This window comes from Halorubrum tebenquichense DSM 14210, from assembly GCF_000337415.1.
Taxonomy (GTDB): domain Archaea; phylum Halobacteriota; class Halobacteria; order Halobacteriales; family Haloferacaceae; genus Halorubrum; species Halorubrum tebenquichense.
In genome coordinates this window covers 38665-58490 of the sequence record NZ_AOJD01000027.1, presented here as the reverse complement: position 1 = coordinate 58490, position 19826 = coordinate 38665, and the positions used below count along the sequence as shown (strand labels likewise).

Here is a 19826-nt window from a genome sequence, read left to right as displayed (position 1 = left end):
CCGCCGCCGTCGCGGCCGACTACGCCAGCGCGGCCGCCAGCTTCTCCACCGGGTGGTCCGGCTCCGGCACCTCGCCCGGGCCCTCCTCCAACTGCGTCCGGCAGGAGGTGCCCGGCGCGACGAGGCCGTCGCCGTCGCTCGCCGAGACCTGCTCGAACAGGGTCTCACCGATCGCCTTGCTCATCGAGTAGTGTTCGGCCTCGTAGCCGAACGAGCCGGCCATCCCGCAACACGAGGAGTCGAGCGGGTCGACGCCGTAGCCGGCGCGGCGCAACACGCCGACCGCGTGGTGGTCCTTCTTCGTCGCCTTCTGGTGGCAGTGGCCGTGGTAGGTGAGCGACTCGGTGGGCGCGTCGAGCGCGAGCGACTCGTCGAGCCGGAAGGCGTCGACGTACTCCATGACCCCGTAGGCGTTCTCTGAGACGGCCGCCACGTCGCCGTCGGGCACGTCGCTGGCGTCGCCGTCAAGGAGGTCGTGGTAGTCGGACTGGAGCATGACCGCGTCCGAGGGCTCGACGACGACCACGTCCCAACCGTCTCGGGCCCGCGGCGCGAGCGTCTCCACGGCGTCTCTCGCCGTCGCGCGCGACACGTCGAGCATCCCCTTCGAGTGGGGCGGGCGGCCGCTCCCGTCCACGTCCGGAATCTCGACGTGGCAGTTCGCGGCCTCCAGCACGCGCACCGCGGCCTTCCCCGCGCCGGGGTTGGTGTAGGTGGTGTACACGTCGGGGAATAAGAGCACGTCGCGGTCGGCCTCCTCGCGCGGGACGCCCGCGCCGCCGCGGGCCTCGAACCAGTCGGTGAGCGACTCGGAGCGGAAGGTCGGGAGGTCCCGCTCCCGCGCGATCCCGAGCGCCTTCTCCGCGAGGAGGCCGCTGCCCGGGACCTTGTTCGGGAGGTTCGAGAGCGGGGCGAACTTCGAGGCGAGCGGCGCGAGCGACTCGAAGCGACCGAGCAGCCGCGTGCGCAGGTCCAGCCCGTGTTCCTCGTGGTGGGCGTGTTCGACCTCCGCCTTCAGCTTCGCCATGTCGACGCCGCTCGGACAGTCCACCTTACAGCCCTTGCAGCCGACACACAGATCCATCACCTCGGTGACGAACTCGTCGTCGGTCGGGTCGTCCGGCAGTTCGCCGGAGATGGCCCCGCGGAGCATGTTCGCGCGGCCGCGGGTCGACTGGATCTCCTCCTCGGCGGCGCGGTAGGTCGGACACATGGTGCCGCCGGTCGTCTCCTGTGGCCCGCGGCAGCCGCCGCAGCCGTGACAGAGCTCTACCATCCCCTGCATCCCGTTGTCGACCGCCCACTCCATCGCGGGATCGAAGCCGGCGTCGTAGTCGTACTCCGCGTCGAACCGGAGGTTCTCCCCCATGTCGTGGTCGCCGCAGACGTTCCCCGGGTTGAGCAGCCAGTCGGGGTCGAAGGCGGTCTTCAACTCGCGGAACGACTCCCAGAGGTCGTCGCCGTACAGCTTCCGGTTCCACCCGGTGCGGGCGCGGCCGTCGCCGTGTTCGCCCGAGACGGAGCCGCCGAGCCGGACCACGGCGTCGGTGACGCGGTCGGCGATGTCGACCATCGCCTCGACGTCGTCGACGTCCTTCGTGTTGATCAGCGGCCGGACGTGCAACACGCCCGGCCCGGCGTGGGCGTAGAAGGTGGCGAACGTGTCGTTGTCTTCGAGGATCCGCTGGAACTCCCGCGTGTACTCGGGGAGGTGTTCGGGCGGGATGGCGCAGTCCTCGATGAAGGAGATGTGCTTCTCGTCGGTGGTACGAGAGAGTAAGATCGGGAGCCCCGCCTTCCGCATCTTCCAGAACCGGTCGCGCTGGTCGGGGTCGTGCGCCTCCAGGGCGTCGACCGCGCGCCGCGGCTGGCTCGTCGTCTCGGCCGCGCCGTCGCTCGGCTCGGCAGCTGTCTCCGGGACGCCCACGCGGTCCGCGATGAGGTCGGCGACCTTCTGACGCCCCGCCGCGTCGCTCTCGGCGTAGAACTCGACGAGCAGCACCGAGTCGGTGCCCTCGGGGAGCATGCCGACCACGTCCGCGAACTCCGGCGTGTCGGCGGCGAGGCCGAGGAGGACGTCGTCCATCACCTCGACCGCGGCGGGGTCGTGTTCGAGACACGCCGCCACGTCCTCCATCGCGTCGAGGAGGTCGTCGTACGTCAACAGCGCCACAGACTTCGTCTCGGGAATCTCGACGAGCGAGACGGTCGCCTCCGTCACCGTCGCGAGCGTCCCCTCGCTGCCGGCCATGAGCCGAGCGAGGTTGACGACGCCCGCCTCGCCGTACTCGCCCCGGTGCTCGGCGAGCAGGCGGTCGAGGTTGTAGCCGGAGACGTTCCGCTTCAGCTCCGGGTACCGCTCGTCGATCTCGGCCGCCTCCTCGTCGAGGATCCGGACGACCTCGGCGTGGATTCGCGGCAGGAGGTCGTCGGCGTCGGGGTCGGCGGACGCACGGAGATCCTCGACCGCGACCTCGCCGAACGTCGTCACGGTGCCGTCCGCGAGGACGACCTCCGCCTCTTCGACGTAGTGGTCCGTCTTGCCGTACTTCAGCGAGTGGGAGCCGGTGGAGTTGTTGCCGATCGCGCCGCCGAGCGCGGACTTGTCGCGCCACGCCGGGTCGGGGGCGAACTTCAGTCCGTGCGGCTCGACCGCGGCGTTGAGGTCGCCGACGTACGCGCCGGCCTGCGCGCGGGCGGTCCCCGCCTCCGGGTCGGTCTCGATCACCGCGTCCATCTCGCCGGTGAGATCGAGGACGACCGCCTCGTTGACGCTCTGGCCCGCCAGCGAGGTGCCGCCGCCGCGGGGGAGGACGGGTATCCCCTCCTCGAAGCAGTACTCGTGGACGGCCGCGACGTCCGCGGTCGACGCCGGGATCACGACGCCGATCGGCGTGACCTCGTACGCCGAGGCGTCGGTCGCGTACAGCCGCTTGGAGTAGTCGTCGAACCGCACGTCGCCGTCGACGCGGCGGTCGAGCGCGTAGACGAGATCAGGCCGCTCCACGGCACCGCCGGCGTAGTCGAAGTCCCCGCCGTCCGTCGGGTCCGGTTCCGGGTTGGTCGCCATGCGACTCTCTCACGGTCGAGCGATGAAAAAGGCACCTCCGATCCCGCCGCAACACCCAACACGGAGGCCGTCGAACCGATTCCCATGGCAACTGCTGACACGTCGACGTTCAGGGGGCGGCTCGACGACTTCGGCGTCACCGTCTCGGAGGGGCCGCCCGCGGCGTGCGCGTCGCTGATCGACGACGCCGCGGGCGACCCGGCGGTCGGGGTGCCGCTGGGGGAGTCCGGGCCGGACGCGCTCGAAGGCTCGGCGGCGTCGCTGCCGGAGCGCGTCGCGACCGACCCGACGACCGCCGACCTGCGCGCCGCGCACACGGGGGTCACCGCGGCGTCGCTCGGGATCGCGAGCTACGGGAGCGTCGCGGTCGAGGCCGACGCCCGCGGGACGGAGCCGGTGAGCCTCTTCGTCGACCGCCACGTCGTCGTCCTCCGCGAGGCGGACCTCGTGCCGGACGTCCCCGACGCGTTCGCGTGGCTCGGCCCGCGGGCCCGCGACGAGTCGACCGACGTGGTGTTCGCCACCGGGCCGAGCGCGACCGCCGACATGGGCGGACTCGTCCACGGCGCGCACGGCCCGAAGGAGGTCCACGTCGTCCTGCTGCGCGATGGCGACGGGGATAGCGACGCGCCCGGGCCGGCTGACGGGGACGGCGACGCGCCCGGCTCGACCGACGGGACGGGGGTGGACGGATGAGCAGCGACGCCGACGCCGCCGGCGACGCGGCGGCCGGCCCGAACCGGGAGACGAAGGCCGAGCGCATTCGCGAACTGCTGGCGACGGAGGGCGACGCCGTGGCCGAGAACACCCGCGGGTTCAACGCGGGCCGTTACGAGTCGACCGGCCGCCTCGACGACTACGAGGCGCTGAAAGAGCGGGCGCGGGAAATAAAAGAGGACGCGATCGAGCGGCTGCCCGACCTCATCGACGAGGTGCGGGAGACGGTGGAGGCCAACGGCGGAACCGTGTATCTCGCCGACGACGCCGCGGACGCGAACCGGTACATCCGCGAGGTCGCCGCCGAGCGCGAGGCCGGGCGCGCGATCAAGTCGAAGTCGATGACCTCCGAGGAGATCGAGGTGAACGCGGCGCTCGAGGGCGACGGCGTCGAGGTCGTCGAGACCGACCTCGGCGAGTGGGTGCTCCAGCTCGCCGACGAGGAGCCGTCGCACATCGTCGCGCCGGCGATCCACAAGTCCCGCGAGGGGATCTCGGAGCTGTTCGCCGAGCGGTTCGACCTCGACGACCCGCCCGAGACCGCCGAGGCGCTGACGATGTTCGCCCGCGAGCGGCTCGGCGACCTGATCGAGGACGCCGACCTCGGGATGACCGGCGCGAACTTCATCGCGGCCGACTCGGGCACCATGCTCCTCGTCACCAGCGAGGGAAACGCCCGGAAGACGGTGACCGCGACGGACACCCACGTCGCGGTCGCGGGCGTCGAGAAGCTCGTGCCGACCGTCGAGGAGTTCGCGCCGTTCGTCGAGCTGATCGGACGGTCGGGGACCGGACAGGACGTGACCTCCTACATCTCGACGCTCACGCCGCCCGTCGCGTCGCCGGTGCCGGACTTCGAGGCCGACGACGAGCCGCTCGCGGACGGCTCCGGCGACGACCGCGAGTTCCACCTCGTCCTGATCGACAACGGGCGGCTGGCGATGCGCGACGACGAGACGCTGAAGGAGACGTTATACTGCATCCGGTGTTCGGCCTGCTCGAACGCCTGCGGCAACTTCCAGAGCGTCGGCGGCCACGCGTTCGGCGGCGAGACGTACTCCGGCGGCATCGCCACGGGCTGGGAGGCGGGAATTGAAGGGCTCGACACCGCCGCCGAGTTCAACGACCTCTGTACCGGCTGCTCGCGCTGCGTGCCCGCCTGTCCGGTCGGCATCGACATCCCGTGGATCAACACCGCGGTCCGCGACCGGATCAACCGCGGCGAGGCCGACCCGAGCCAGCTCGACTGGGCGTTCGAGGAGCTGGTGCCCGACGAGGAGCCGGGCGGACTCGACCTGTCGACCCGGCTGGTCGGCAACTACGCGACGCTCGCGGAGTGGGGCCACAGGACCGCGCCGGTCGCCAACCGGCTCGCGAACTTCGGGCCGGCGCGCGCGCTCGCCGAGCGGGTCGTCGGGATCGACAGCCGCCGCGAGCTGCCCGAGTTCGCGCGCGTGTCGCTCGTCGAGTGGTTCGACGACCGGGGCGGCTCGGCGGTCGACCCGGACGAGGCCGACCGCGAGGCCGTCGTCTACCCCGACACCGCGACGAACTACGTCGACGTCGACCGCGGGAAGGCGACGGTCCGCGCGCTGGAGGCGCTGGGCGTCCACGTCCGGGTCCCCGACCTCCCCGGCAGCGGCCGACCGCCGCTCTCGCAGGGGATGGTCGCCACCGCCGAGTCGGCGGCCGAGGACGTGTACGCCGGGCTGGCACCCCACCTCGACGCCGGGCGCGACGTGGTCGTGATCGAGCCGAGCGACCTCGCGACGTTCCGCCGGGAGTACGAGCGGTTCCTCCCCGCCGACTCCCACGAGCGGCTCGCGGACGCGAGCTACGACGCGATGGAGTACGTGTTCGGCCTGCTGGAGGCGGGCGGGGACCCGGCGGCGCTGCGCGCGCCCGCCGAGGGGACCGGCCCGGTGGCGTCGGGGGCCCGGCTCGCGTACCACCCGCACTGTCAGGCCCGCACCGTCGAGGTCGGCGAGTACGCGACCGCGACGTTCGAGCGGCTCGGCTACGACGTGCGCGTCTCGGACACGGAGTGTTGCGGGATGGCCGGCTCGTTCGGCTACAAGAGCGACTACTACGAGCTGAGCATGGACGTCGGCGAGCCGCTCCGCGAGCAGTTCGGCGACACCGAGCGCACCGTCGTCGCGCCCGGAACGTCCTGTACCGAACAGCTCGACGCCCTGCTGGAGTCGACGCCGATGCATCCCATCGAGGTGATCGCCCCGCGGGAGTGAGGCGGGGACCGAGCGCGAGGCGACGCCCCTCCGACCCCCGCGACCCCGGAGCGTCCGACGCGCGTCGTTCGACAACGAACGCTTATTAGGCGCGCTCGTGACCGTATCGAGTATGAACGCAGCCCCCGAAGAGATCACGTCGCTCGTCGGCCGCGAGGTGTACTCCAGCAACGGCGTCTTCGTCGGTGAGATCGAAGACATCCAGCTGGATCTGGACGCCCGCGCCGTGACCGGCCTCGCGCTCGCCGAGCTCAACCACGAGCTGTTCGCCGGGGAGGTGGGCGGCTCGACCGGCGTCATCGTCCCGTACCGCTGGGTCCGCGCCGTCGGCGATATCGTCCTAGTCAACGACGTGATCGAACGGTACGACGCCGGCGAACCGGAGGAGGAGGCGGCCGAGGACGTCGCCCGCTCGGAACCCAGATAGGGACGCCCGTCCCCTTCGCTTCGTTCCTTCCGCCCCGTCTCAGAACGGGAGCGCGTCGCGCAGGCTGGCGATCACGCCGCGCTCCTCGCGGCGCGCCTCGTCGAACACCGGGTAGAGCGCGTTGAGAAACGCCGTCTCGTTTTCGAACTCCCGTTGCGGCACGCGGTCAAGCGCGTCCGAGACGGTGAGCGACCGGCCGTGCGCGTCGTAGGGGATCGACTGGTCGCCGAGCGCGTCGCGGAGCTCCGCGGCCGTCGCGGGAAACGACACCTCCGCCTCGTCGATCCGGGCGTCGAGGGCCGCGATGCCGAACTCGATCGCCTCGGGCTCGTCGGTATCGCCGCCGCCGGGTGGCCGTGCTGCCATCGCCGCGGCCTACTTCCTCCGGCGGCTTGAAACCCCTGTTCTCTCACTCCGGGACCGACTCGGTCGGCGGGACCGCGTCGACGACGGCGAGTTCGACGCCGTCCCCGGACCGGTCGAAGGCGGCGACCGAGTCCTCGTCGTACGGGGGAACGGCGACGAACACCACGCCCGCGAGGTCGTCGGTCCGCGACACGCCGAGGAAGCCGTCCGGGTGCGAGACGAACCGCGCGCCCCCCTCCCCGGCCGGCGTCCCGAGGTCGACGCCGAACACGGAGCTGACCGAACTCCCCACCGACGGCAGCGTGAAGTGGGTCACCACCGGCGTCTCCGGGTCGAGGCCGAGGCCGGTCTCGAACTCGCCGGCGGGCGTCGCCGAGAGCCGGAGGTTCACCTCGTCGGGGTCCTCGCTCGCGGCGCGCTCCCGCAGCACGGTCAACAGGTCGCGGGTGACGTAGATCACTGGTCGGCCCCCGCTACGGCTCGGGGTGCCAAAAGGGCACGCACGGCCCGACCGGTTCGGTCGCCGCCGAGTCGCGTCAGAACGGCAGCGCCGACTTGAGCGTACTCGCGTACAGGCCGGGGGCCTTGCTCCGGGAGTTCGAGAGCGCGTCTTCGAGGGCGACCGCGGCGCGCTCGTGGACGCCGACGCCGTGGCCGACGAGGACGCGTTCCGGGTTCAGCCCCGAGAGCGCGCTCGTCGGCGGCGTGAGCCGGAGCATCGGGTGGACGCCGAGGCGCTCGCGGTCCCCGCGGAAGTACGACCCGGTGCCGACCGACTCGGGGACGATCAGCGTCTCGCCGTCGAACAGCCCGACCTCCTGCCACGGCGGGACCGACGAGTCGCGGATCCGGACCGCCTCGAAGCCGGTGTCCGCGAGCCGCGAGCCGAACCGCTCGACCTCGACCTCCGGGTCGAGGTCCTCAACGACGCCGGTCATCCACTCGGGGACGTACACCGGCACGTCGTGGCGCGCGGCGAGGGTGTCGCTGTCGCGCACGTGGCGGTCGAGCCCGATCACGACGCCGGCGACGGTGCCCAGTTCGCCGAGGAGGTCGTCGACGCCGGGCGCGTCGACCGGGTCGACGACCCACACGTCGTCCTCGTCGCTCTCCTCGTTGTGGACCGCAAACGCGTGGCTCGCGCGCTCCATCGTCTCGTCAGGGTACGCGATCCAACCGACGCCGCCGTCGTACCGATCGATCTCGTGGAGGTTCGGGTCGTCGCCTTTCATGCTCATGCGAAGCCGTTCGAGCCGGTCCCTTGTTAACCCGTCTCCGTCGGAACGCGGATCCGGTTCGGGCCCGGCGGTCGGTCCCTACGCGTCCGGCCACTTGATCGAACAGCCCCGAGAGGGGCGGTCGGGGATTTCGACCGCCTCCCCGGCGAGGACCGCGTCGACCGCGTCGCGGACGTAGAACTCCGTCGGCTCGTCGTCGGGGTTGAGCGCGTCGTCGAGGCGGCCGTGGTAGCGAAGTCTCCACGCGCCGTCCTCGCGACCGAACAGGAACGGGTCGGGCGTACAGACGGCGTCATAGGCGGCCGCGACCTCGGCGGTCTCGTCCCGGAGGTACGCGTCGTACGCGACCGTGCCGTCGGCGACGGCTTCACGCATCGCCTCGACGGAGTCATCGGGGTACTCGTCGGCGTCGTTGGGGTTGATCCCGACGACGGCGAGGTCGTCGTAGTCGGCCGCCAGGTCGTTCAGCAGGTCGACCTTCGCCTTCGCGTACGGACAGTGGTTACAGGTGAAGACGACGAGCAGCGCGTCCGTCTCGAAGTCGTCGAGCGCGTACGTCTCCCCGTCCGCGCCGGGCAGCTCGAAGTCGGGGGCGGCGTCGCCGCGGTCGAGTTCGGACTCGGATTCGGTCTGGACCATGTCGATCCGAGCTACGGCGGCGAGCCGAAAAGGCGTTGCGCGGTCAGTACTCGACCGCGTCGGAGTAGCGGTCCAAGATTAACACGAGCGCGGCCCCGCCGACCGCCGCCAGCGCGAACCGCGGCGCGGCCGCCCGCCACGACTCGCCGCTCTCGGCCAGCCGGACCGACGTCTCGACGAGCGGCGCGCGGAGCGCGCCGACGATCAGGCTCACGAGGAAGGCGAGCGTCGCGGCCCGCGCCCGCGAGAGCGCGTAGCGGACCGCGTGCGCGACCGTGAACAGCCCGCAGACGCCCCCGACGAGGAACGCCACGACGGGCGGAAGCGTCTCCACGAGCGCGTCGGAGCCGTTCCCGACCGCGAGCGCGCCGATCCCGTCGACGAACCGGCTCACGACGCCGGACATGTACTCGTACTGGCCGAGGACGACTAACAGCAGCGAGCCCGAGATCCCCGGGAGCACCATCGCGCTGACGGCGACCCCGCCCGCGACGAATACGACGGGCAGCGAACTTCCGAGCGCGGTCGAGGCGACTCCGGAGGCGAGAAACGCCAGCGCGAACCCGCCGAGCGCGGCGGCCTTCCGCCGCGGCGTGCCGAGGTCGACGTCGCCGAGCAGGGCCGCGGCGCTGGCGGCGATCAGTCCGAAGAAGAAGCCGTACGTCGCGACGGGCCGCGTCGCGAGCAGGTAGTTCACCATGCTCAACACCCCGACGACCGCGGTGCCGATGCCCGCCCCCAACACGAGCAGGAACGCGCCGTCGACCTCGCGGAACGCGGCCCGCGCGTCCGGAAGGTTCCCCGGCCGGACCCCCGCCAGCACGCGGCGCACCCGACTCGGATCGATCGCGGTGACCGCCGCGATCAGTCGCTCGTAGATGCCGACGATGAGCGCGATGGTGCCGCCCGAGACGCCCGGCACCGCGTCAGCGCTCCCCATGGCGACGCCTTTCAGGTACAGCGCCAGCCACTCGCGGGGGTCGTCCATGCGTCGAAAACAGTGCGGCGGTAGTTAACGGCCCGGAATCACGCGCTCGCGTCCACAGGTGTCAGGCGGAGGCGTCGCCGGTCGCCGTCGCGCTCGCAGCATCGACCGCCGTCACCGGTTCGGCCGCGCCGAGCACGCTCGCTGAGTCGGTCGAGTTCGTCGTGTTGCCGCCGTCGCTGTCGCTGCCCTCGTCGCCCCCGTCGTCGACGGGACACGCCGGATCGCCGCTCGGGCAGTCGACGATCCGCTCTTCGAGTTCGACCGTCGCCGCCGCGTCGTCCTCGCCGACGACCTGCCCCTCGGTCACCTCGACCTGTCCGAACTGCTCGGTGGTGTACAGGTCCTCACCCGTCGTCCGCTCGGTGGTGACGTTGTACGGGCCGGTCGCGCGGACGCTCGTGTTCGTGTAGCCGTTCTCGGGGCCGAACTCGTCGTAGCCCGTCGTCGAGTACGGGAGCGTGAGTTCGAACTCGCCGTTCTCGTCGGCGGTCGCGTACTGCGTGTACTCGAACGTCTGCCCGTTCGGCTTCCGCATCTCGACGGTCGCCTCGACTTCCTGACCGGGCTCCGCGCCCGACCCCTCGACGGTCGCGCCCGGCACGCGTTCGAACGTCTTGACGAAGTCGTCGCTCAGTGCGCCGAACAGCGACTCGCCGAACGTCGCTTGGAGGTCGACGCCGAACCGCTGGGAGAGGATCTGTGCCTGTTGGCTGTACGACGACCGACCGGGGGACTGCGTGGCGTGAACCAGCCGATAGTGTTCGAGCGCATCGACGCGCTCGGAGGGGACGCCCATGACGCCGCCGACCTGCGCCGAGCCGTCCTCCTCGACGTACGACCGGGCGGCCGAGAGGTTCTCGAACCGCTGGACCGGCTGTCCCTCGCTCGGGAGGACCTTGATGTCGACCTGTTCGCCGGACTGGGTCTCTGCGGTCTGCGGCTCCCAGTCCAACACGACCGGATCCGGCTCGACCGCGCTCCCGTAGTGCTGGTAGAGCCGGATCATCTGGCTCTCGTGGTAGCGCTGCGTGCGCGTCTGGAGCGCGGCCCGGAGTCCACCCTGCTGGCCGCTCTGCCCCTCGACCCGCTGGTAGAGCACCTCGTTGAAGTCACGGGTCGTCTCGTTGCCGCTGTAGAACGTCACCGGCGCGTTGAACTTGGAGTTCGGCGACGCCATCTGCCAGTCCACCATCACGTAGCGGGTCTGGTTCCCCTCGTCGCTCTGGCTCGCGAGCACCTCGGCTGCCTGCTGTTCGCTGGGCGCGAGCAGGTAGTCGGCCGCCTCGCCGGCGTTCTGCTGGAACGGGTTGGCGTTCGGGATACGTTCGCCGCGAGTGGTGATCCAGTGGCCGTAGTCCCACCACGACTGGACTCCGTACGCGCCTTCCGGGTAGTCGAAGTCGCCGTCGGCGGGCCGCTCGTAGGTCGCGTACGGGTCCATCGCGTTGTCCGCGCCTTCGAGCTCGCCCGGCTGCGGCGTCTCGTCGCTCATCCACTGGAGGCTCTCGTCCCACTGGACGACGCTGCCCGGCTGACTGGAGTTGCCCGCCTGCCAGACCGGCGTGGCGACGCCGACGAGCGGGACGAGGAGGATTGCGAGCACCGCCACGACGGTGAGCACCTGCCAGCCCTCGATCTCGCGGACCGCGTCGAACGACGTGAGCTCCAAGGCGTCGAGCGCGACCTGGAGGAAGTACGCCGTCCCCACCGCGACGACGACGGCGAGGTAGTAGTTGAACCGGGACTGGGTGAACGCCGCGCTCCCGATGAACGCCGCCCACACGACGAAGTACAGTTCCTCGGCGTCGTACTCGACGAGGAACGTCGCGCCGACGAGGAACGCCGCGGCGACGACGAGTCCGACCACCTGCCAGCTCACCCCGACGACGCCGCCGATCGCGTCGTAGGCCTGCGGGACCGCGTAGACGGAGCCGACCACGGCGAGCGCGGCCGGGATGTACAGCGTGTGGTTGGTGTCGTCGGAGCGATACAGCGGGCGTGCGAGAATGTAGAGAACCGCCGCGAGCGCGAGGAAGAAGGCGAGCCCGTACTGCGAGAGCACGAAGTTCGTGAAGGTTGCGTCCTGGAGCGGTGGGCCGCCCTCGCCGATCGTCTGGAACGTCGCGCGGGCGCTGAACCCGACGAAGTTCAGCAGGTTGCTCGTGAGCGTCGACCACAGCGACGGGATGGCGAGCCAGACGACGCCGGCCGACGTGAGGATGAGTCCGCCGACTGCCGGCGGGTACGTCGAGACGTCGAGGTCGCGTGTATCCCACTCGCGGGCGAGCCACGCGAGGAAGACCGCGCCGACCGCGACGCCGAGCGGGAGGACGACCTGCGTGAGCGAGTAGGCGGTCACGCCGAACGACAGATCGTTGAGTGCGATCAGTTGCATCACGGCCGTGACCGTCATCGCGACCGCACCGGCGAAGGCGACCGGCTCGGGACTCCGGCCGTGGTAGACGTCGCTCGTGAGCTTCACCGCGAGGTAGATGCCTGTGATACCGACGAGGAGGACGCCGGGCTGCCACGTCCAGATGTAGAGGCCGAGCGCGACGCCGGCGGCAGCCGCGTACGAGACGGGCCGTTTCAGGGCCTCGACGTCGCGGTCGACGACGAGCTCCCAGACCGGCTTTTCGCGTTCGGCCACGGCAAATGCGACGAGGAACGCGAGGACGGCAATGCTCTGGAAGAGCACCTCGGCCGCGCTGTGGTCGGGGAAGCCGACGAGCGAGTAGCTGAAGAACGTCCCCGGGAGAAGCGCGAGGACCAAGGCTCCGCCGAGCGCGGCGACGCGGCCGGCGAACCGGCGCGCGATGAAGTACGTCGGGATCGCGACGAGTGCGCCCGCGATCGGAGCCATGACGAGCATGACCTCCTCGGTGCTGCCCATGATCGGGCGGGCGAGCCAGACGCCGACCGCCATGATGTGGTCCCACAGCGTCCCGAACTGGCCGGCAGTTCGGCCGAACGGGAACCCTGTGTATGGATCGAACGGCAGCGTGTTCGGCCAGTTCTCCATGAGATACGTCGTCTCGCGGAGGTGATACCACGGGTCGTTACCGCGGAAGTACACCTCGCCGTTCTGGACGAAGTTGCCGTACGACCGGAGGCGAGTCCACAGCATGAAGGCCACGGCCCCGAGGAGGAGCGGGACGTGGTACCACCGTTTGAGGACGTTGAGGGGAGCGTCCCCTCCGTCCTCGTCGGTGTCTGTTTGCGCGCTCATTGTACGTGGTGAACACCAAAACCTCCATAAGGCTTGTTATATACCGCCCGACGACGGGTTCAGAATCCTTATTGATCCGGGCGGAAAACGCGGGTTCAATGACAGTCTCCGTCGTCGTCTGTACGTACACGATGGAGCGCTACGACGTGTTCACTGAGGCCGTCGAGAGCGCGCTCGCGCAGACGTACGACCCGATCGAGGTCGTGTTGGTGATCGACGGAAATCCCGAGGTGTACGATCACGCAGTCGAGGATTTCGGAGACTACGAGAACGTCGTGATCCACGACAACGACGAGAACCGCGGAATCTCCTATAGTCGGACCAAGGGCGCGGAGCTGGCCTCGGGCGAGATCGTCGCGTTCATCGACGACGACGGCGTGGCCGAGGAGGACTGGATCGCGAAACACGTCGAGACGTACGAGGAGACGGACGCGGTCGCCGTTGCGGGGTACGTCGCACCGAATTGGCAGACCGAGAAACCGGATTTCTTTCCGGCGGAGTTCCACTGGCTCGTCGGCTGTACGGAGGTCGGATTCGCGGAAGACGGCGAGGAGATTCGGAACGGCTACGGCTCGAACGTCTCGTACAAGCGCGACGTATTTCTTGGGGTCGGCGGCTACGACGTGAACACGGGGCGGAAAGGCGACCGGCATATTCAGGCGCACGAGGCTCCTGTTGGAATTCGTATTCGTGAAGAGTACGGGAAGGGCGTGGTGTACGTCGAGGACGCGGTGGTACATCACACCCTCTTCGAGTATCGCGGCGAGTTCCGGTGGCTGGTGTTCCGATCGTTTTGGCAGGGGTTCTCCAAGCGCGTGATGGAACTGTTGTATCCGGGTGCGCAGGGGAACGAGAGTGCCTTTTTGAAGGATCTACTCGCACGGTATCTGCCGGCTCGGACGAAGAAGGCGGTGTTCGGGCCGTCGCTGAGTCAGGTCAAGCAGATCATTGCGATTCTGGTGTTCACGGGAACGGTCGGGCTCGGATATCTGTACGGGCTCGTGCGGCGTGACGTGTTACGTGAGGAGGTTGATGAGGAGACTGGAGAAAGTGAGCCTGAAATGAAATAGACACCGATCGATCTCACCTGAACAAGGACATGAAAATAATTATGTTTGACTACTAAAATTTTCTCTCATCCGTGAGAGAACTTCATTTGGAATTAGTGGACAGAGTAAGCAAAAAAAAAGTGACCTTTTCTCTGGACGATAATCGCGGTATTGATACGTCAGTGGTGAAATTTTGTCGATAACGCGAGCCCTGCGTGTCCTCTCATGAGATACGGTCAAACATCAATTGTGAACTTCGTATCACGGCTAGTGATGTCGTTCTCGGGGTTCTTTGCTACTATCGTTCTCACGCGGACACTCGGGCAAGAGCAGTACGGGACCTACGTGGTTGTATTATCCGTGTTGGCATGGGTAGTGATGGCAGCACAATTAGGGCTTCCCGCAGCAATTCGAAAACGAGTCAGTGAATCTGATGATGGTAATTTTGTTCTGTCTGGTATTGCTTCACAATTCGGATTGTATCTTGTCGTAGCAGTCTCTCTCTGGGTTGGACGACCATACCTAAACGGGTTCATAGGTATAGAGGCTACTTGGATAATTATCGTCATTTTAGCCACTCGACTAGGAGTTGTGATTATTCGCTCGGTCCTTGATGGTCAGCATCTTGTCCACATTTCAAGTATTCTGGACCCTATTGAATGGACAAGCAGAAGTATCATACAGGTGTCTCTGGTCGTTTCAGGATTTGGAATTGGAGGCGCGTTTGCCGGATACGCTATTGGGGCACTTGTTGCTACTATTATTGGGGCCTATTTTGTTTCCGTTCCGACTTCCTTACCATCTCGGTATGAGTTTCAGCGCCTGAAGTCATTCGCCCAGTTCTCGTGGGTTGGATCCATAAAAGGACGAACCTTTATGTCAATGGATACAATTGCTCTCGCTGCCTTCGTACCTCATAGCCAAATTGCAATTTACGAGGTCGCATGGAGTTTAGCAGGGATTTTTTCGATTTTTGGAGGATCAATTCGTCGAACACTCTTTCCAGAACTCAGTAAAATATCCTCTGAAAGTGATGCTCGGGATGAAATTTCAGGGCTACTACGAGTAAGTCTTGCCTACTCTGGTCTGTTCATTATTCCAGGTTTAGTGGGTTCGGCACTCGTTGGTGACGTGGTTTTGACGATCTATGGTACAGGATTTGATGCGGGATACTACATATTCCTTATTCTCATCTTCGCCCGGTTGTTATACGGTTATATGGGTCAATTTATGTCGACTATTAATGCTCTTGATCGACCAGAAATTACGTTCTATATTAATATTGTATTTGTAATAGTTAATTTGATTATGAACGTTGTTTTAATTCTGGAATTTGGGTGGTATGGTGCCGCCACAGCTACGATGGCATCCTCCGGGCTTGGTCTCCTACTTGGATACTACTATACTCGCCAAATTGTTGATGTCGTAATCCCGGTTAGGGAGATCTTCAAACAAATGGTTGCGGCAGGCATAATGGCGCTCATCGTTCTGCTAGGGCAAATTCTCATCGACAGTTCCTTACCTGTCGTAATTATACTCATCTGTATCGGTGTAACAGTCTATTTTGTAAGTTTACTGTCTTTCTCGAAAGAATTCCGTACTATTGTAGAAGAGAATCTCCCATTTACGCTACCAATGTTCTCATCTAAGTAGCTATCCTGATGTTATGTTAAAGAACTATATCATTAGTGGAAGTCATATGCCTGTACCGTTAAGTTAAAATATTCAAAATTAGGTTCCCTCTTTTATTTCATGGTGTATATGTGTATAAGATATTTCAATATACGTATCTGACATCTTATTGGCGTGATCAACCGCAAACAACCCACTCAATCGAGCAAATACTACTTCCAGCGGAGAATGGATATAAATTCCTGCTTAATGATGAAATATCTGTTCGCTAAGGCGGTCAAATACTATGCTCGTAGTTCTATGATTGTACTGATGCTTGCTATCAGCAACCTAAAAGTATATCTAAACCACTTTACCGTGGCTTAGAACCTACGCTCTTGTGTAGCACATTGTTGATCTCAGAGAGTTGCTTTGACGGCGTGTTTGAGCGCTTTTCGTCCGGGTTTGCGGTAGAGTTCTCGTCTGAGTTGGAACGCTCGGAAATACTGTGTGAGACGGTCTTTTGAGATGCCTCGATGCGGCGAGAGCCACCGTCGCGCTAGCGACGCGTGGCTCTCGCACGTGTTCACGTGGATCGTGTCGTCGGCGTATTCGCCGTCGCCGTGAACGACGTATTCACGCTCGAAGTTTTCGTCTTCTTCAAGCGGATCGTACGCGCGAAATCCATCGGTATAGACGGTGAGAGGCTCCTGCTGGCGGCCAGCCAGCAGGAGCCGGATCGTCGATTCATCTGCGGATTTCGCCGGCACGATGTACCGCTTCTCGGTGCCACGATCCACGAGGACGAACACCGGCGGCTTGTCCTGTTCAAATGTTCCGCGCCCGCGTCGAGAGAGGCCGCGAGAGCGCGACCAGCGGTCGCGCTCGCGGTCTTTTAGGCCGGCAGAGACGTAGAATTCGTCAATTTCGACCGGACCACGGAGATCGAGTGACGGCGCGTCGAGCGCTTCGGCGAAGCGCTCGACACGCCTGTGGATCGTTTTGTAGGTAACTTCGATTTCGCACTGTAACTGCCTGAGACTCGTGTTAAACCGCAAAAAGGCGTAGATCGAGAACAGCCATTTGCGGAGCGCGATCTTCGAGTGAGCGAAGATCGTGCCGGTCTTATCGTTGAACGTGCGGTCGCAATCCTTACAGAGATACCGCTGAAAGTGCCCGTAGCTGCCGTTTCTGACCGTTCGGTCAGAACGGCAGCGAGGACAGGAAACGCCGTCACGCCAGCGAACCTGCTGTAACAGGTCCGCTGCGACCGATTCCGACCCAAACACATCTAGCGGAATCATCCGTGTCGGACACCGCTGACGCGGTGTCCTTGTCCTCTTCGACTCGACAGCCACAGCTCAGCAGTATCAACAATCTCCTACAGAAGAGCGTAGAACCTATTAATACAACACTAACTATCAGTATCAGTCTTGAAGATCGATCTTGTCCGTCGTTGAGCGCGCTAACAATGAGAAGAAGATGTATTTCTGTCCCTCATAGTGTTCTTGTAATTTCTCTGGAGACATAATACCGAATCGATAATCAGATTCATATATCTCATCCAGCTGAAATCGTTTCATGTATTCGTATTTTAACAGGCTGTTATCCCAAGCATAGTACATTTGTCGGACCACTGGCCATATTGGTAGATCACGGATTTTATCCGCGAGTTCCATTTTCAGGCTTTCATCTTCAACTACCCCTGCCTTCTCTGGACTTACACCACCAACTTCTACGTATAAATTTTCAATATGATTCTCATAGAATGAGCGGTGGCGCTTTTGCTCCATTGGAACCTTCCGCCAGAACTCGTACAATTCATTATCTTCTAACGGTACCCAGCAATCCCACCCGAAGAAATCAAAATTGCGATTCCCATTAAAAATTAGCTTCGTTCGTCGTTCCTTCAATCGCCAGCGCTCAAATGCTTCGTCTGAGGATTTTGGAGCGTGCGAAGTCCCAATACCGATTGATTCTACAATTCTATCTGAAATCATCTCTTTGGGGATATCCGTCTTTTCGTTGTACTTGTAATGTTGTTTGACGATGTGGTCAGTTAGTTGCTGTAAATTAATATCGTCTGTATTTTCTAGATCCTTGGGAGTTGCCTTCATTGAGTCTAAAGCTGAGTGTCCTGGAACAATTAAGGCATCTTCCGGTATTTTTCCAGATCTTCTCAGTTTTTTCATTGTGGGAATGCCGGTCGGGTTAGGAAGCCCTCCAAGATATCCTGCCATATCGAAAAAATCGTTCCACTCATCTGAATTATAGAGTTCATCCCATTCGGAATGAGTCTCCTCGGCTGTAACCCAAGGAAAACCGAGATCCTCGGCTACCTCTCTAGCAATTGAGGTCGTATCTCCTCCGGTATCAATCGTGTATGTTATAACGTTGTCATAGCCGACACGTTTGAGCATCAGCGCAATTAATCTTGAATCGTATCCGCCGCTTAACGGCACTACAATGGGTCGACCATCTGCTACCTCGGTTAGGCGCTCGAATACGGAGTCAAGAACTCGCTGAAACTCTTGATTAAGCTCTGATTGCTCGTAGTTACTTTCGGTTACGGTGTGAAGGTGATGTTGCTGGGTCGAAAAAGACGCAGAATCTTTCTCAAAGACGACGACCTCTCCAGATTGTAGTTGTTTTACTTCTTCATACAGTGTGTAAGGGCCAGTAACAAATCGAGTAGTCTCATACTCAACTTCCGAAAGTTCGGACTTGGTAAGGTCTGGTGTTTGTTTTATGACCCACCCACAGTTGTCACTCACCTGTAATTCGTTGTCAACCAATGAATAAAAAATAGGCCCTGTACGCATACGGTCAGCTGCAAAGATTGTCTTATTATTATCGTCTACTACAACTGAAAAGAAGCCATTTAACGATGAAAGTAACAACGAAAGCTCGTCAACGTTTTCTGTATCTTTGACGAGAGCAGCTAGATCCTTCGCAGCTTTATATTCCCCCTCATGAAAGGCGTGACCGCGAACATGTACGTCTCCATTTTTACTCCAGATCTCTGGGTTCAGGTTTATATTCGAGGACATGGTAGCAAATTTTCTAACATCATCTCGTTATCAGCACCTCAATAAAAACCAATCGTTTTAAGCGAATTGTTGCCCTTATGGTGGTATAATGACGGAAGAGCACCCTCTTGACGAGGTTAATCTAGCCGGAGGTTGTATGGCTACGGCAGAGGCAATGCAGGACCACCGGAACAGCGAACAAAACTGTACACCACTTCCCCCGTACGATATCGACGATCCAATACTCTCTCTTATCGGAGATACCTCAATGGTCAAGTACCCCGACGAGTTATCCGGAGACCTCTGGGTGAAACTAGAAAAGGAGAACCCTACCGGCTCGATGAAGGATAGGATTGCACTCGGGATGATTCTGGAAATGCGAGCGTCCGGTGAACTTTCTGACGACGATCTTGTCGTTGAAGCCTCCTCCGGAAATACGGCTGGTGGCGTCGCACTGGTCGCAAATCGGCTCGGTCTTGACAACACAATCACAACACCTGAGACAACGAGCGGTCAAAAGATGGGCTATGTTGAAGCCTTTGGTTCGGAACTGGTTACGTGCCCCGATGTCGACTCCTCAGAACCGGGGCACTATCGTAGTACAGCAGAACGGATTGCTGATGAACGGGATGGTGTCTTCCTCAACCAATATCATAATCAGTTGAATCCACAAGTCCATGAAAAGTGGACAGGGCCGGAACTCTGGAATCAGACTGAAGACCTGACCCATGTTGTCTGTCCAATGGGGACCGGTGGAACCCTTTCTGGAATCGGGAAGTACGTGAAGGAGCAAGACGATTCAGTCGAAATTATCGGTGTTGACGCCGAGAGATCGAACATTAGTACTTCGTTCTATGATGAGGAACCAGTAGATTATGACACGAAAATAGAGGGGCTTGGCAAGGGAAGTGAAACCCCGACTATGTGGTTCGATTACATCGATTGCGTTGTTTCAGTAGGTGACGACACCGCAATATCGTGGACAAAAAAGGCTGCTCGGGATCAAGGCCTTCTAATCGGACCATCTGCCGGTGCTGCACTAAGTGTGGCCCACAGTATTGCGGAAACCGATGAGGATACGACGGTCGTTCTCATTGCTTGTGATGGTGGCGAGCAGTACTTTGACCTTCTAACGGACAGCTGAAGAATAGCAGTCTTACAATATGGCATTTTAAACGGTACAAGTGAAAAAGTATATTCTCAGAAGTGCCAAAACG

Annotated in this window: 15 protein-coding genes; 6 read left to right on the top strand and 9 right to left on the bottom strand. The window is 63.0% G+C overall.

The window, feature by feature from the left end:
• Window positions 1–19: 19 nt before the first annotated feature.
• Window positions 20–3070, bottom strand: a complete 3051-nt coding sequence (locus tag C472_RS03845) for an FAD-binding and (Fe-S)-binding domain-containing protein (protein WP_006628484.1) — start codon at window positions 3068–3070, stop codon at window positions 20–22.
• Between the two features lie 84 nt (window positions 3071–3154).
• On the opposite strand from C472_RS03845, the gene C472_RS03840 reads away from it, so the two are divergent.
• The 3 genes from C472_RS03840 to C472_RS03830 all read left to right on the top strand — a co-directional run bounded on the left by C472_RS03840 (window position 3155) and on the right by C472_RS03830 (window position 6460).
• On the top strand, window positions 3155–3766 hold the full coding sequence (locus tag C472_RS03840) for an LUD domain-containing protein (protein ID WP_006628483.1): 612 nt from the start codon (window positions 3155–3157) through the stop codon (window positions 3764–3766).
• Window positions 3763–6033, top strand: a complete 2271-nt coding sequence (locus C472_RS03835; protein ID WP_006628482.1) for an LUD domain-containing protein — start codon at window positions 3763–3765, stop codon at window positions 6031–6033. Before C472_RS03840 ends, C472_RS03835 begins: the two co-directional genes overlap by 4 nt.
• 112 nt (window positions 6034–6145) lie before the next feature.
• Entirely contained in the window at window positions 6146–6460 is a 315-nt protein-coding gene (locus tag C472_RS03830) for a PRC-barrel domain-containing protein (RefSeq protein ID WP_006628481.1), read from the top strand.
• 39 nt (window positions 6461–6499) lie between these two features.
• Here C472_RS03830 and C472_RS03825 read toward each other — a convergent pair whose 3' ends face one another.
• From C472_RS03825 to C472_RS03800, 6 genes are all read right to left on the bottom strand, one after another.
• Window positions 6500–6826, bottom strand: coding sequence for a DUF5789 family protein (locus C472_RS03825; protein ID WP_006628480.1), 327 nt, complete (start codon window positions 6824–6826; stop codon window positions 6500–6502).
• A 43-nt stretch (window positions 6827–6869) separates the two neighbouring features.
• Entirely contained in the window at window positions 6870–7286 is a 417-nt protein-coding gene (locus C472_RS03820; protein WP_006628479.1) for a hypothetical protein, read from the bottom strand.
• Window positions 7287–7362: 76 nt separating this feature from the next.
• The gene (locus tag C472_RS03815) at window positions 7363–8058 is read right to left on the bottom strand and encodes a hypothetical protein (RefSeq protein ID WP_049906317.1); all 696 of its coding nucleotides are present in this window, start codon (window positions 8056–8058) and stop codon (window positions 7363–7365) included.
• Window positions 8059–8142: 84 nt separating this feature from the next.
• A complete protein-coding gene (locus C472_RS03810) occupies window positions 8143–8703 on the bottom strand; it encodes a thioredoxin family protein (protein WP_006628477.1) in 561 nt (186 codons plus the stop codon).
• Between the two features lie 43 nt (window positions 8704–8746).
• The gene (locus tag C472_RS03805; RefSeq protein ID WP_006628476.1) at window positions 8747–9691 is read right to left on the bottom strand and encodes a DUF368 domain-containing protein; all 945 of its coding nucleotides are present in this window, start codon (window positions 9689–9691) and stop codon (window positions 8747–8749) included.
• Window positions 9692–9752: 61 nt separating this feature from the next.
• Window positions 9753–12920, bottom strand: coding sequence for an oligosaccharyl transferase, archaeosortase A system-associated (locus C472_RS03800; protein WP_006628475.1), 3168 nt, complete (start codon window positions 12918–12920; stop codon window positions 9753–9755).
• A 98-nt stretch (window positions 12921–13018) separates the two neighbouring features.
• Here C472_RS03800 and aglG point away from each other — a divergent pair, with 98 nt between their 5' ends.
• Both aglG and C472_RS16200 read left to right on the top strand, forming a co-directional pair.
• Complete coding sequence (aglG, locus tag C472_RS03795) at window positions 13019–13990, top strand: glucosyl-dolichyl phosphate glucuronosyltransferase (protein ID WP_006628474.1); 972 nt, start codon at window positions 13019–13021, stop codon at window positions 13988–13990.
• Between the two features lie 204 nt (window positions 13991–14194).
• Window positions 14195–15622 (top strand): oligosaccharide flippase family protein, encoded by a 1428-nt coding sequence (locus tag C472_RS16200; protein WP_006628473.1) that lies wholly within the window; start codon window positions 14195–14197, stop codon window positions 15620–15622.
• A gap of 377 nt (window positions 15623–15999) precedes the next feature.
• Here C472_RS16200 and C472_RS03790 read toward each other — a convergent pair whose 3' ends face one another.
• Window positions 16000–16884, bottom strand: a complete 885-nt coding sequence (locus tag C472_RS03790; RefSeq protein WP_006628472.1) for an IS1595 family transposase — start codon at window positions 16882–16884, stop codon at window positions 16000–16002.
• A gap of 123 nt (window positions 16885–17007) precedes the next feature.
• The gene (locus C472_RS16865) at window positions 17008–18630 is read right to left on the bottom strand and encodes an asparagine synthase-related protein (protein WP_006628471.1); all 1623 of its coding nucleotides are present in this window, start codon (window positions 18628–18630) and stop codon (window positions 17008–17010) included.
• Window positions 18631–18718: 88 nt separating this feature from the next.
• Between C472_RS16865 and C472_RS03785 the strand changes: the two genes are divergently transcribed.
• Window positions 18719–19753, top strand: coding sequence for a PLP-dependent cysteine synthase family protein (locus tag C472_RS03785; protein WP_241432949.1), 1035 nt, complete (start codon window positions 18719–18721; stop codon window positions 19751–19753).
• Window positions 19754–19826: the final 73 nt, after the last annotated feature.

Excerpts from the sequence above, each read along its gene's own strand:
- C472_RS03845 (WP_006628484.1), bottom strand. The coding sequence starts at position 3,070 with ATGGCGACCAACCCGGAACCGGACCCGACGGACGGCGGGGACTTCGAC.
- C472_RS03840 (WP_006628483.1), top strand. The coding sequence starts at position 3,155 with ATGGCAACTGCTGACACGTCGACGTTCAGGGGGCGGCTCGACGACTTC.
- C472_RS03835 (WP_006628482.1), top strand. The coding sequence starts at position 3,763 with ATGAGCAGCGACGCCGACGCCGCCGGCGACGCGGCGGCCGGCCCGAAC.
- C472_RS03830 (WP_006628481.1), top strand. The coding sequence starts at position 6,146 with ATGAACGCAGCCCCCGAAGAGATCACGTCGCTCGTCGGCCGCGAGGTG.
- C472_RS03825 (WP_006628480.1), bottom strand. The coding sequence starts at position 6,826 with ATGGCAGCACGGCCACCCGGCGGCGGCGATACCGACGAGCCCGAGGCG.
- C472_RS03815 (WP_049906317.1), bottom strand. The coding sequence starts at position 8,058 with ATGAAAGGCGACGACCCGAACCTCCACGAGATCGATCGGTACGACGGC.
- C472_RS03810 (WP_006628477.1), bottom strand. The coding sequence starts at position 8,703 with ATGGTCCAGACCGAATCCGAGTCCGAACTCGACCGCGGCGACGCCGCC.
- C472_RS03805 (WP_006628476.1), bottom strand. The coding sequence starts at position 9,691 with ATGGACGACCCCCGCGAGTGGCTGGCGCTGTACCTGAAAGGCGTCGCC.
- C472_RS03800 (WP_006628475.1), bottom strand. The coding sequence starts at position 12,920 with ATGAGCGCGCAAACAGACACCGACGAGGACGGAGGGGACGCTCCCCTC.
- aglG (WP_006628474.1), top strand. The coding sequence starts at position 13,019 with ATGACAGTCTCCGTCGTCGTCTGTACGTACACGATGGAGCGCTACGAC.
- C472_RS16200 (WP_006628473.1), top strand. The coding sequence starts at position 14,195 with ATGAGATACGGTCAAACATCAATTGTGAACTTCGTATCACGGCTAGTG.
- C472_RS03790 (WP_006628472.1), bottom strand. The coding sequence starts at position 16,884 with ATGATTCCGCTAGATGTGTTTGGGTCGGAATCGGTCGCAGCGGACCTG.
- C472_RS16865 (WP_006628471.1), bottom strand. The coding sequence starts at position 18,630 with ATGTCCTCGAATATAAACCTGAACCCAGAGATCTGGAGTAAAAATGGA.
- C472_RS03785 (WP_241432949.1), top strand. The coding sequence starts at position 18,719 with ATGACGGAAGAGCACCCTCTTGACGAGGTTAATCTAGCCGGAGGTTGT.